10 protein-coding genes are annotated in these 11,946 nt (G+C 60.5%); 4 read left to right on the top strand and 6 right to left on the bottom strand.

Annotated elements, in window-relative coordinates; all coding sequences use genetic code 11:
- Positions 1 to 101: 101 nt before the first annotated feature.
- The 5 genes from ABSG47_RS09915 to ABSG47_RS09895 all read right to left on the bottom strand — a co-directional run bounded on the left by ABSG47_RS09915 (position 102) and on the right by ABSG47_RS09895 (position 6,432).
- On the bottom strand, positions 102 to 1,289 hold the full coding sequence (locus ABSG47_RS09915; protein WP_424169399.1) for an HD domain-containing phosphohydrolase: 1,188 nt from the start codon (positions 1,287 to 1,289) through the stop codon (positions 102 to 104).
- Between the two features lie 427 nt (positions 1,290 to 1,716).
- Entirely contained in the window at positions 1,717 to 3,183 is a 1,467-nt protein-coding gene (gene glmU / locus ABSG47_RS09910) for a bifunctional UDP-N-acetylglucosamine diphosphorylase/glucosamine-1-phosphate N-acetyltransferase GlmU (RefSeq protein WP_424169366.1), read from the bottom strand.
- Positions 3,180 to 4,670: a M16 family metallopeptidase gene (locus ABSG47_RS09905; protein WP_424169364.1), complete on the bottom strand. Its 1,491-nt coding sequence runs from the start codon at positions 4,668 to 4,670 to the stop codon at positions 3,180 to 3,182. Before ABSG47_RS09905 ends, glmU begins: the two co-directional genes overlap by 4 nt.
- A 17-nt stretch (positions 4,671 to 4,687) precedes the next feature.
- Complete coding sequence (locus tag ABSG47_RS09900) at positions 4,688 to 6,202, bottom strand: M16 family metallopeptidase (protein WP_424169362.1); 1,515 nt, start codon at positions 6,200 to 6,202, stop codon at positions 4,688 to 4,690.
- 17 nt (positions 6,203 to 6,219) lie between these two features.
- The gene (locus tag ABSG47_RS09895) at positions 6,220 to 6,432 is read right to left on the bottom strand and encodes a hypothetical protein (protein ID WP_424169360.1); all 213 of its coding nucleotides are present in this window, start codon (positions 6,430 to 6,432) and stop codon (positions 6,220 to 6,222) included.
- Here ABSG47_RS09895 and ABSG47_RS09890 point away from each other — a divergent pair.
- From ABSG47_RS09890 to ABSG47_RS09875, 4 genes are all read left to right on the top strand, one after another.
- The gene (locus tag ABSG47_RS09890; RefSeq protein ID WP_424169358.1) at positions 6,431 to 8,875 is read left to right on the top strand and encodes a 3-hydroxyacyl-CoA dehydrogenase/enoyl-CoA hydratase family protein; all 2,445 of its coding nucleotides are present in this window, start codon (positions 6,431 to 6,433) and stop codon (positions 8,873 to 8,875) included. The genes ABSG47_RS09895 and ABSG47_RS09890 overlap by 2 nt on opposite strands.
- Before the next feature lie 107 nt (positions 8,876 to 8,982).
- Positions 8,983 to 9,153: a hypothetical protein gene (locus tag ABSG47_RS09885; RefSeq protein ID WP_424169356.1), complete on the top strand. Its 171-nt coding sequence runs from the start codon at positions 8,983 to 8,985 to the stop codon at positions 9,151 to 9,153.
- Between the two features lie 23 nt (positions 9,154 to 9,176).
- Positions 9,177 to 9,782 carry a hypothetical protein gene (locus ABSG47_RS09880; protein ID WP_424169354.1) on the top strand — a complete coding sequence of 202 codons (606 nt, stop codon included), beginning with the start codon at positions 9,177 to 9,179 and terminating at the stop codon, positions 9,780 to 9,782.
- A gap of 287 nt (positions 9,783 to 10,069) precedes the next feature.
- Positions 10,070 to 11,254, top strand: a complete 1,185-nt coding sequence (locus ABSG47_RS09875) for an acetyl-CoA C-acyltransferase (RefSeq protein WP_424169352.1) — start codon at positions 10,070 to 10,072, stop codon at positions 11,252 to 11,254.
- Here ABSG47_RS09875 and ABSG47_RS09870 read toward each other — a convergent pair.
- Positions 11,251 to 11,946: hypothetical protein (locus tag ABSG47_RS09870; protein ID WP_424169350.1), on the bottom strand; the 696-nt coding region annotated here is incomplete at its 5' end. The genes ABSG47_RS09875 and ABSG47_RS09870 overlap by 4 nt on opposite strands.

Raw genomic sequence — 11,946 nt, 5'->3', positions numbered from 1 at the left:
TCGGTAGCGAATGCAGGACAAATATGAAGGTAAGAGTTTTCAGTGTCTAACTGCGTCTATGCTTCGAGTATAAATGCACAGGTGGCGCTGGCAATACGCTTCTACAGCAGCTTGTCCGCCATTGAGCGGGCCAGCGCCTCAGCCGCCATATCGGCTGTCGTGTAGCGCCTGGCCTGTCCGTTGATCTCCGCGCGCAGCTCATACCATAGCTCGTTCGGAATTTTAAGAAACGCTTCCACAACGGAAGGGTCAAACTGCGTTCCGGAGCAGCGCAGTATCTCCGCCCTTGCCGTGTCAAAGCCCCCCGCCGCGCGATATGGCCGGTCGCTCGTAATTGCATCCAGCGTATCCGCCACGGCAAAGATGCGCGACCCAACGGGAATCTCCGCTCCGCGCAGCGCGCTCGGATAGCCCGTGCCGTCAAAGCGCTCCTGGTGGCTGAAGACAATCTCCGCCGACCCGCGCAGAAACGGAATCTTCCGCAGAATATGGTAGCCGCGCGTGCAGTGCTCGCGCATAATCTCCTGCTCCGGACCCGTCAGCGGGCCCGGCTTCCGCAGAATCGAATCCGGAATCGCCATCTTACCGATGTCGTGAAGAAATGCCCCGCGCGCAATCGTCTTAATTTCATCTGGAGTCAGACCCATCGCTCTTGCCAGTGCAATCGTGTACGCCGTCACGCGCTTCGAGTGGCCTTCCGTCTCGGCGTCTTTCAGATCGAGCGCGTCGCCCAGTGCCTCCAGCGTAATGTCATACGAGTGCTCCAGCTCCTGCATCGCGTGGCGCAGCATCTCCGTACGCGCCATCACAATCCGTTCCAGGTTCTCCTGGTAGCTGCGGTTTTCGCTCACCTGGTGGCTGTGTTCCAGCGCTCGATGCACGGAGGCCACCAGGTGTTCGCGCTCAAACGGCTTCAGAAGATAATCAAACGCGCCTCGCCGCATCGCGTCGATGGCTACGCTGATGTCATGCACCGCCGTCACCATAATGACCGGCAGGTGGGGGTATTGCGCCCGTATCCGCTCCAGCAGCGCCAGCCCGCTGCCATCTTCCATCACAATGTCGGTGAGAACCGCATCGAAGGTGCCTTGCTGAAGCATCTCCATCGCTTCACGCCCGTTGCTCGCAAGATGCACATGATGGTGATGGTGCTCCAGCGTAGCGCCCATCATGGCGCGCACATTCGCCTCGTCATCCACCACAAGAATCCGGCCCGGACCGCTATTCTGGGCGGCAGCGTCCTTGGGGACTTCCGCGCTTTGCGCGGTTTGTGTCGCATTGCGGCGCATCTGCAATCTTTGCAGCTCCTGACAGCCTGTATCAGTGCGGCCCTGTTGCTCTGGCGATTTCAGACCGACTTTCGGTCAGCCCATCGTCGTCCCAGGCCACCCTCTCTGTTGGATATGCGTAGACCGCTCTTGCTGGTCCCGGTCTCTCATGTGCTTTGGGGCAAAAACGGCCCATAGAAGCAGACATAGGCGTAGTGTATATCGGCAAATACCACGAAAACTTTCCGCTCAGTCGCGAAAAATCAGCCGAACCCACCACCGCTCCATGCAATTCCATGCGAAAAACAAATCACTAAAAATATGCTACAACTAGACTGATGCGTTCTTACACTATTTCGATCCCAATGTATAGAAAATTATCAGCACGGTACATGGGCCATAAAAAGTAAATCGTATTACCGTCTATCATCTCATAAACCGGTCAGGCTCATCCCTTTGACTGCTCCTGCCGCATCCGCTTGGACGCCGCCCAGCCCTCTTTCGTCACCTGTCGCGCGCGTCCCACCGCCAGCGCATCGGCCGGCACATCCTGCGTAATCGTCGAACCCGCTGCGATCAGCGCTCCATCGCCTACTGAAATGGGCGCCACCAGAACTGAGTCGCTTCCAACAAAGACTTTACTGCCGATCTTCGTCTTCGATTTTCGCACGCCGTCGTAGTTGGCCGTAATCACTCCCGCGCCTATATTGGTTCCTCCGCCAACCTCCGCATCGCCAATATACGCAAGATGATTCGCCTTGGTTCCCTTGCCCAGCACGGCGTTTTTTGTCTCCACAAAATTGCCCACATGCACGTTCTCGCCCAGCTCCGTGCCTTCGCGCAGCCGCGAGAACGGGCCGATCTGCGCTCCGTTCGCTACCTTGCTCTCCACCATCACGCAGCTCTGCCGCACCAGCACCGCATCGCCCAGCACGCAGTTTTCGAGAACCGAATAAGACCGGATTCGGCACTCGCTCCCGATAACCGTCTTCCCCAGCAATTGCACAAACGGCTCAATCACCGTATCCGGCGCAACCTGCACATCGGCGTCAATCACGCACGTCTCCGGACGAAAGATCGTTACGCCCTCCGCCATCAGCCGCTTTGCCGTTGCGGCGCGCAGCGTCTCATCCAGCGCCACAAGCTCGGCAATCGTATTCGCGCCCAGAATCTCCGCCGCATCCGTGGCTTCAATCGCCATCACGCGCTCACCCGCCGCCCGCAGCAGCGCCGCCATATCTGTCAGATAGAACTCGCCCGCGCTGTTGTTCGCCGTCAGCCGGTGCAGGTGCTCCAGCAGAGGCGCCGTGCGAAACACATAAATGCCGGAGTTGATCTCCCGGAGTCCACCCAAGTCACCATGCTGCTCCGCCTGCAGGTCCTTCTGCTCCACAATCGCGGTCACTTCAGCCGACTCCGGACTCGCCCGCAACACGCGTCCATATCCCGTCGGGTCCTCCGGCGCAGCCGTCAGAATCGTCATCGCCGCGCGCTGAATCTGGTGAAACTTCCACAGCTTCTCAATCGTTTCCGTGCGAATCAGCGGCACATCGCCCGAAAGCACCAGGATATTTTCATAATCCTTGATCGCATCCGCCGCGCATTGAATTGCATGGCCGGTGCCGCGCTGCTCGGTCTGCTCCACAAACTGCACGCCGGTCGCTTCCACAGCCGCCCGCACGCGCTCCGCCTGGTGCCCCACCACGGCAAAAATCTGCCCCGCCGGCACAATGCGCTCCGCCGCTGCAATCACATGGCTCAGCAGCGGCTTGCCGCCAATCTCGTGCAGCACTTTGGGCCGCCGCGATTTCAGCCGCGTCCCCTTGCCCGCCGCCATAATCACAATCGCCAGCTCTCCGCCGCCCACGTCCGTCTCCTCGTTCATTCCAGTCTGGCTCGCACCTGCCACGCTCACTGCTGCTGCGCTCCGCCATCCCCAGGGCCGCCCTTCGGCGCGCCGGGAATCGTCACATCCAGCGTATGCACCGCGCCCAGCTTCAGCTCATCTAGCCCCGGCTTGATCTCCTGCCTGTTGCCCACCACCAGCACCGCCAGCTTGTCCGGATGAATGTACTTCTTCGCTGCCGCTGACAGGTCCGCAAGCGTCACCCTGGGAATCGCAGCTTCATACTTTTCGAGATAATCCGCCGGATAGCCAAAAAACTCCAGCCGCACCTGTTCGGCCAGAACCTTTTCCTTCGTGTCGTAGCGGAAAAGGAATCCATTCAGAATGTCCTCCTGCGACCGCTTCAGCTCTTCCTCGGTAAATGGCCGCGTCGTCAGCCCGGCAATCTCATCCAGCGCCGCCTTCGTTGCGTCCACCGTGGAGACACTCTTGGTCAGCACCTCCACATTAAAGATTCCCGGATGATCGTAGTTGAACGAGATGCCGCCGCCCACCGCATAAGCATCGCCCATCTCCGTGCGAATCTTCTGGAACAGCCGGCTCGAAAACCCTCCGCCCAGAATGTCGTTCATCACCGCCAGCGTCGGCACATCCGCATTGCGCCGGTCCGTGCCCAACCCCACAATCTGCACATTGGACTGGTTCACATCTTCCTTGTCCACAAAGTAGAGCGCCGGCTTTGGCTCGCTGAAGCTCTCATGCCGCTGCGGCTCGGCCTTCGCCGCGGGCAGAAGCTCAAAAGCCGCGCGCAGCTTCGCTTCCATCGCCGCCCCGTCGAAATCCCCGCTCACCGCGATAATCAGCTTCCCGCCGATCGTTCTCCTGTGCCAAGCCTCGAAATCCGCCAGCTTCACCGCGCCAATTGTTGCCAGCTCCGCCTGCCGCGCATACGGGCTCGCCGGTCCATACACCAGCTTCGCGGCTTCGCGCCCCGCAATCCCCGACTCATCGTCATTCCGCCGCACAATCCCCGCCGCCGCCTGCTGCTGCGCCAGTTGCAGCTTCTCGGCATTGAACTTCGGATGCAGAAGCAGATCCAGAGCCAGCGTAAAAACCTGGTCCGAATCGCCCTTCAGCGAATCCCACGACAATCCAGTCGAATTCTCTCCACCGGTCGTCTCGATATGCGCCGCGCGCGCCTCCAGAAAATCGTCCATCGCGTCGCCGTCCATCTTCGCCGTGCCGCTGGTCCGCCACGTCTCTCCGTACAGCGACACTAAACCTGTCTTAGCCGCATCCTCATCCCGCGCACCACCCGGAATCAGCACAGACCCGCTCACAAACGGCAGCTCATGATCCTCCTGCAGAAAGATCACAATTCCATTCTTCAGCTCCACGCGCTTCGGCATCTGCGGCTTGAACTCCCGCAGCGGCGGCACCGGAATTTTCTCCCAAGGCTTGCTCTGCTGCGCGTCAGCTATCACCGGCGCAATCACAGCCATCAAACCCACCACAAACATGGAGGCGGCGCGCATTCCTTGTCCCTTGTCCCTCATCCCTTGTCCCTTATTCCTCACTGCGCACCCCCGGCCTTGCCCGCCGCTTCCGTCTCAATCCACGCACTCGTCCGGTTGCTCGCCACAAACACCTCGCTCGCCACGCGCCGAATATCCGCCTTCGTCACCTTATCCACTTTGTCGAGCTGCTTGAACAACTCCCGCCAGTCGCCATACCGCGTCTGGTACTCGGCCAGCGCATTCGCCAGCCCCTGGTTATCCGCCAGTCCACGCAGCAGATCGGCGCGCGCTCGTGTCTTGAACATCTTCAGCTCGTCATCGCTCACGTCCGTCGCCTTCAGCTTCTCAATCTCTTTATGAATCGCATCCCGCATCTCAGCCGGCGAGTGTCCCGGCAGCGGCACCGCATAGAACGCAAACAGCCCCGGAAACTTGTCTCCCGGATACGGGCTGAACCCCTGCGCCTCCGCCGCAATCTGCTGATCCCGCACCAAACTCCTGTACATCCGCGAAACCCGCCCATTCGACATGATGTCCGCAATCGCGTCATACACCGCGTCATCGGGATCGCGATAACTCGGCCTGTGGTAGCCCTCGATGTAAAACGGCTGCGTCTGCTCCTTGATCGCCACCGTCTTCTCGGCAAACTGCTTCGGTTCCACCGTAGTCATCTCTTCCGGTTTCGGCCCGGCAGGCACGCGGCTGAAATACTTCTCCAGCATCGGCATCACCTCTTGCGCCTTCACATCTCCCACCACCGCGACAACCAGATTCGAGCCCACGTAATACTTCTTGTGAAAATCCATCGCCTCGGTCGCCGTAATCTGGCTCACCTCGCTCGGCCAGCCAATGCTGCTCCGCCCATACGGGTGCGCCACATAAGCCGTCGCCAGAAACTGCTCAAGCAGCCGCCCAATTGGGTCGGAATCCGTCCGCATCCGCCGCTCTTCCATCACCACGTTGCGCTCGGCGTAAAACTCCCGCGGAACCACATCGGCCAGCCTGCCGCTCTCCAGCCACGCCCACAGCTCCAGCCGGTTCTCCGGCATCGACCAGAAGAACAGCGTCTCGTCCAGCCCCGTCTCCGCATTCAGCCCCGCCGCGCCATTCCGCTCCGCCACCTCGGTAAACTGGTTCGGAATCACAAATGTGTGCGCCTCATCCTGCGCCGCCTTGAACTTCGCAGCCAGCTCCTTCAGCTTCTCGGGATTCGCCCCCAGCGGATTCAGCCTCTCCGCCTCAAACGCATCATTCGCGGCTTCCACTTTTTCAAGCGCAACCTTCTCCGCCGCATAATCCTTCGTCCCAATCTCCGTCGTTCCCTTGAACGCCAGATGCTCGAACATATGCGCCAGCCCGCTATCGCCCGACGGGTCGTTCACATCGCCCGCATCCACAAACGTCACGTAGCTGAAGACCGGCGCCTCCGGCCGCTCGCAGATCAACAGCGTCAACCCATTCGGCAGCACCTTCGTCGTAATCCGCTGCTCAAAGCTCTTCAGATCCTGCGCGCCAGCCAGCCCGCACACAGCCGCCAGCGCCAATCCCGCCATCCAATGTCTAAACGCCATTCGATTCCCTCACGCTGTTACCAAACTATTGCCCGCATCTTCACGCGGTCAAACCGGACCGCTATGATTGCCCCGTCAGCTTCCATCGCGTCATGGAGTTTTTCCCCGCCATCCTCACTCCCGCTGAGACCTGCGCTGTCCTCAATCGCATCCAGCAAACCGCAGCCGCTTGACCGCAGTGAAGCAGCCTCCGTATCCTCCGCCCAGCAGCACCAATCAGGAGCACGCATGAGCGCCGCCATCCCCGCCCCCGTCGAGTCGATCACCATCCAGCCCCTGCTCATCCGCCGCGCCGCCGTCCTCGGCGCCGGAACCATGGGTTCACGCATCGCCGCTCATCTCGCCAACGCCGGCATCCCAGTGCTCCTCCTCGACATGGTCCTCGAAGGCGCAAAGTCCAAATCCGAGCTGGCCATCCGCGCCCTCGAAGCCCTGGCAAAATCCAAGCCCGCCGCCTTCTACGACGCATCTTTTGCCAGCCGAATCACCCCCGGCAACTTCGAAGAAGACCTGCCCAGGCTCACCCAGTGCGACTGGATCATTGAAGCCGTCGCGGAAAACCTCGCCATAAAGCACACCCTGCTTCAGCGCGTAGTCCCGCACCTCGCGGCAAACGCCATCCTCACCACCAACACGTCAGGTTTACCTATCAGCCGGATCGCCGAAATACTCCCCTCCGAAACAAGGAAAAAATTCTTCGGCACGCACTTCTTCAATCCCCCGCGCTACATGCGCCTCCTTGAAATCATCCCCACGCCCGAAACAGACCCGGCGCTAGCCGCATCCTTCGCCGCCTTCGCCGATCTTCACCTCGGAAAAGAAACCGTCTTCGCCAATGACACGCCAAACTTCATCGCCAACCGCATCGGCGTCTCCGTCATCTCCACTGCCGCCGCGCTCATGCTGGAACAGGGCCTCACCATTGAAGAAGTAGACGCCCTCACCGGCCCCGCCATCGGCTGGCCCCGCACCGGAACCTTCCGCCTCGCCGACATGGTCGGCATCGACATCCTCGCCCACGTCGCAGCAAACTTCCCGCAAGGCGCAACACAAAGCCCCTTCACGCCCATCCTTCAGGAAGTCGTCAAGCGCGGCTGGCTAGGCGACAAATCCGGCCAGGGCTTCTACAAGAAATCCCGCGCAGCCGACGGATCAGAGGAGCGATCTGCACTAGACCTGAAGACCCTCGAATACCGTCCGCAAGCCAAAGCCGCCATCCCCGCGCTCGACATGGCCAAAAGCGCCCCCAACACCGCAGAAAAGCTGCGCCTGCTCCTCGCCGCCGACCCCACAAAAGACAAAGCCGCCCGCTTCCTCTGGCCGCTCTTAGCCAATCTCTGGAATCTCTCGGCATCGCTCATCGGCGAAGCCGCCAACGACGCACCCTCCATCGACGCCGCCATGCGAGCCGGCTTCAACTGGGAGCTAGGCCCATTCCAAATGTGGGACGCCGCAGGAGTCAAAGAAACCGTCGCCCGTCTCAAGTCGCTGAATCTTCCCGTCCATCCCGCCGCCGAAGAACTCCTGCAATCCAAAAACACATCCTGGTACGCCGCCGACGGTCCGCAATGCTTCAATCCCGTCTCCGCCCACTGGGAACCCATCCCCGCCCAGCCCGGCCACGCCCGCGTCGCCGACTTCCGCCGCACTCATAAGACCGTCCGCTCCAACTCTGGCTGTTCTCTGGTCGATTTAGGAGACGGCATCGCTTGCATCGAGCTCCACACCCTCAAAAACGCGCTCGGCACAGACGTCACCAGCTTCATCGCCTCCGTCCTCAAGCCCGACTCAGAAGCCGTCCGCGACTTCTCTGGCTTCGTCATCTCCGGTGACCGGGAACACTTCTCCGTCGGCGCCAATCTCATGCAGCTTCTCCTTGCCGCGCAAGAGGGCGAGTGGGATGAAGTCCGCGGAGCCATCGCCGCCTTCCAGCGCATGACCTCGTCCATCAAATTCTGCCCGCGCCCCGTTGTGACAGCTCCATTCGGCATGACCCTCGGCGGCGGAGCCGAAATCAACCTCCACGCCGCCCGCCGCCAGCCCTTCGCCGAGACCTACATCGGCCTCGTCGAAGCCGGCGTAGGCGTCATCCCCGCCGGCGGAGGCACCAAGGAGCTGCTCCTCCGCTCCGTAGACGCAGCCGCTGCCCTCGCACCGCCAGACCCAAAAGACCCACCCTCCCGCTTCGCTCAATCCGCCGAGCTGCTCACCGCCCTCAAGCGCGCGCTAGAAACCATCGCCCTGGCCAAGGTCTCCACCTCGGCATTCGACGCCCGCACACTCGGCCTCATGGCCCCGTCGGACCGCATCACCCTCAACCGCGACCGCCTGCTCCTCGACGCCAAAGCCCAGGCCGTAGCCCTCGCAGAAGCCGGCTACTCCGCCCCCATCCCGCGCACCCAGATTCCCGCACCCGGCCTCGCCGCTCTAGCCACGCTTGAAACCGGCATCTACCTCATGGGTGAAGCAGGCTTCGCCTCCGAGCACGACCAGAAGGTAGCCCGGTGGGCCGCCTACATCCTCTCCGGAGGCCGCATCACCGCCGGCACCCTCATCTCCGAGCAATACCTCCTCGACCTCGAGCTCGAAGCCTTCCTGTCACTCTCTGGCGAGCGCAAAACCCAGGAGCGCATCGCCCACACCCTGAAAACCGGCAAACCCTTACGGAATTGACAAAACGGGTGCCCCACCCTCGCGGCGCTTTTGTTTTTGCCGCTAGGGTGGGATAACTATCGCTCGTGGTGAGCCGCCCGATAAACTATTGAAACCGGAGAAGTGCAATGCAGGAAAATGCGGACTTTTTATATCAATCGATGAGCGAGCTTTGCGGCGGTTATGAGGCAATGGCAGCGGATCAAGCGCGCGAACGCGAAGCAGTGGATTGGTGTGAAGCGCTTGCAGGCGACTGCTTTGCTGCTGCCGATATTTCAAATGGCATTGCCTATCACTGAGTGCAGAGCATAAAGTTTTCATCATGCACGCCGGTCAGGTAGCACGCACGTTCTTCGCTTTTCTGGCGATGGCCTTTCCTTTATCCGCTCAGCAACCACTACCATCCTCTCTAGTCACCACCGGGCACCAGACGCTCAATGGCATAGAACTCCCATTCACCATCCACCACCTCCCCATCACTTCGTTCCCCGATCTACCAAGTCCCACCGCCGACGCCCTCAACCGCCGCGGCTGCCTTATCCCGCAATCCTCTGAAGCGCACCACCCGGAAAACGTCATCCACGGCAGCTTCGAGCGCCCCGGCTCCTCGGACTGGGCCGTCCTCTGCACCGATAAGGATGGCGAGGTTTCACTGCTCGTATTTTTTGGGAGCAATCAGGCAGCGCCGGTCTACAGCACCACCGCGCCCAGGCAAAGCTTTCTCCGCCTGCTCCCGAACCAGAAGGAACTCGGCTTCGGCCGCGCCATCGACACAGCCTCGCCCAACCGCGTCCATGAAGCCCAGCTCAGCCTGACACCCCATCCGCCCCGCATTGACCACGACGCCATCGCCGATTCCATCCTTGACGGGCGGACAGCCTACCGCTACTTCTCCAATGGCGCATGGACCCAGCTCCCCCTCCCTTGAGCCGGTTTTGACCCAGTCCTGAAAAATAAATCTCAAATCTGTGGAAAACCATTGCATAGAATTAACCCCATTTGTGAAACACTCATAACCAGCAGCAAAAAGACGGCCCGAATCCGCATGGATTCGGGCCGTCTGCTTTAAGAGAAGGAATACCCCTACCCCCCCTTTGCCACCAGAATCTGTAATTCTGTAAATCTGTAACGCGCAGTTTGACGCCAACACGGCCAGCCATCTATCAATGTGCCAGCAGTGATCCCTGTTTCCTGGTCCCTGTTCCCGAGGTAGTCATGCCGGAAGCCGTAATCGTCAGCGCCGTTCGTACTCCCGTAGGTCGCGCCCCCAAGGGCACACTAGCCACCACCCGCCCGGACGACCTCGCCTCAATCGCCCTCACCGGCGCTTTAGATAAGGTTCCCCAGCTCGACAAATCCGAAGTCGGCGACGTGATCCTCGGCTGCGCCCAGCCGGAAGGCGAAGCCGGCTTCAACATGGCGCGTTTCGCAGCCCTCCGCGCCGGCCTGCCCGTCGAAGTCTCCGGAGTCACAGTGAACCGCCTCTGCGCCTCCGGCCTTGAGGCCATTGCCCAAGCCGACATGCGCATCCGCACCGGTTCAGAAAAGGTAGTCATCGCCGGCGGAGCCGAATCCATGAGCATGATCCCCATGGGCGGCCTCAAGCCCAGCCCAAACCCCTGGCTTGCGGAGAATTACCCAGCCAGCCTGCTCACCATGGGCCTCACCGCCGAGCGGGTGGCGAAGCATTACAACATCACCCGCGAAGACCAGGATGCCTTCGCCTTCGCAAGTCACCAGAAGGCCCTGGCCGCGCAGCAAGCAGGCAAATTCGCCAATGAGCTCGTGACAGTAAAAATCACAACCGCAGTCCCCGGCACAAAAGCAGGCAAGCCAGTAGTCACCGAAGCCGACTTCACCGCCGACGAAGGCCCACGCGCCGACACCTCCGCCGAAGCCCTCGCCAAACTCAAACCGGCCTTCCACGCTAAGGGCTCAGTGACAGCAGGGAACTCCTCGCAAACCTCCGACGGCGCCGCCGCCACCATCCTCATTGAAGCCAGCCGCGCAAAGGAACTCGGCCTCAAGCCACTGGCCCGCCTGGTAGCCTACGCCGCCGCCGGCTGCCTGCCGGAAGAGATGGGCGTAGGCCCCATCTTCGCCATCCCCAAAGTCCTTAAGCTCGCCGGCCTGACCCTCGACCAGATCGACCTCATCGAGTTGAACGAAGCCTTCGCCGCGCAATCGCTAGCCGTCATCCGCGAACTCGGCATCGACCCGTCAAAGGTGAACGTAAACGGCGGCGCAATCGCCCTCGGCCACCCACTCGGCTGCACCGGCGCAAAGCTCACAGCAACACTGCTAAGCGAGATGGACCGCCGCAACGCCCGTTACGGCATGGTCACAATGTGCGTAGGCGGCGGCATGGGCGCCGCAGGAATTTTTGAACGGTTGAATTAGGTGCTGGATTCGGTTACTGCGGACTCGGAGAGTTCTTCTGTCTTTGTCAGAGTAAAGAAGCCTGCAAAATAGGTCCGAATCTCGCTGGGGGATTTTTCACTGCCCGTCACATCGACCAAAAGGGCAAGCATGTTCGTCCGATGGTAGGCACGCATAGTTACCAGCCACAGCAACTGGAGGGGAAGTTCTGTGACCGTACGTGAACCAACGAGGTAGTCCGCTGTGTAATCTTCCGCCTCAACGCTTTGCCGAAAGTTGACTGCCTGAAGCACATCCTCTTCAGTTGTCCCATGAATCGCATTGCGCGCCTTCAATTCCATCCAGCACCGGGTGAGAAACGAATCTGCCGCATCTCGAAAAGGGCGAATGTCCCACGCGGGCAACACCTTGAGTGCTTCTGGCTGTTTGATGGAAAACAAGGCGCGGCCATCATCTGTTTTATATGCTGGCTCATCTGAAAGTGCTTGAAGTTCACCGAGGCCAAGTACCCAGCGTAATGCATAAAAGCATTCCCACGTGCCGAATGCACGATCCTTTAACTCTTGAGGCCAATGGCCATCAGGGGAAAGCAGGACATCGCGTAGCGCAGGCTCCAAATCATCGCGGAGACTCGACTCAGTGAGGCGGTCGAGAAGAACGCGGCGCGTGATGACTTCGATGCCTTCCGGCAATTCTTTTTCCATACCGATTTC

The organism is Occallatibacter sp. (genome assembly GCF_049510455.1).
Lineage (GTDB): Bacteria > Acidobacteriota > Terriglobia > Terriglobales > Acidobacteriaceae > Telmatobacter.
The sequence above is the reverse complement of the archived record's forward strand: the minus strand, read 5'-3'. Positions and strand labels throughout refer to the sequence as shown.

What these genes read in the sequence shown, in the direction of transcription:
- ABSG47_RS09900 (WP_424169362.1), bottom strand. Translation starts at nt 6,202, where the DNA reads ATGGCGTTTAGACATTGGATGGCGGGATTGGCGCTGGCGGCTGTGTGC.
- ABSG47_RS09890 (WP_424169358.1), top strand. Translation starts at nt 6,431, where the DNA reads ATGAGCGCCGCCATCCCCGCCCCCGTCGAGTCGATCACCATCCAGCCC.
- ABSG47_RS09880 (WP_424169354.1), top strand. Translation starts at nt 9,177, where the DNA reads ATGCACGCCGGTCAGGTAGCACGCACGTTCTTCGCTTTTCTGGCGATG.
- ABSG47_RS09895 (WP_424169360.1), bottom strand. Translation starts at nt 6,432, where the DNA reads ATGCGTGCTCCTGATTGGTGCTGCTGGGCGGAGGATACGGAGGCTGCT.
- ABSG47_RS09875 (WP_424169352.1), top strand. Translation starts at nt 10,070, where the DNA reads ATGCCGGAAGCCGTAATCGTCAGCGCCGTTCGTACTCCCGTAGGTCGC.
- ABSG47_RS09885 (WP_424169356.1), top strand. Translation starts at nt 8,983, where the DNA reads ATGCAGGAAAATGCGGACTTTTTATATCAATCGATGAGCGAGCTTTGC.
- ABSG47_RS09915 (WP_424169399.1), bottom strand. Translation starts at nt 1,289, where the DNA reads ATGCGCCGCAATGCGACACAAACCGCGCAAAGCGCGGAAGTCCCCAAG.
- ABSG47_RS09905 (WP_424169364.1), bottom strand. Translation starts at nt 4,670, where the DNA reads ATGAGGGACAAGGGACAAGGAATGCGCGCCGCCTCCATGTTTGTGGTG.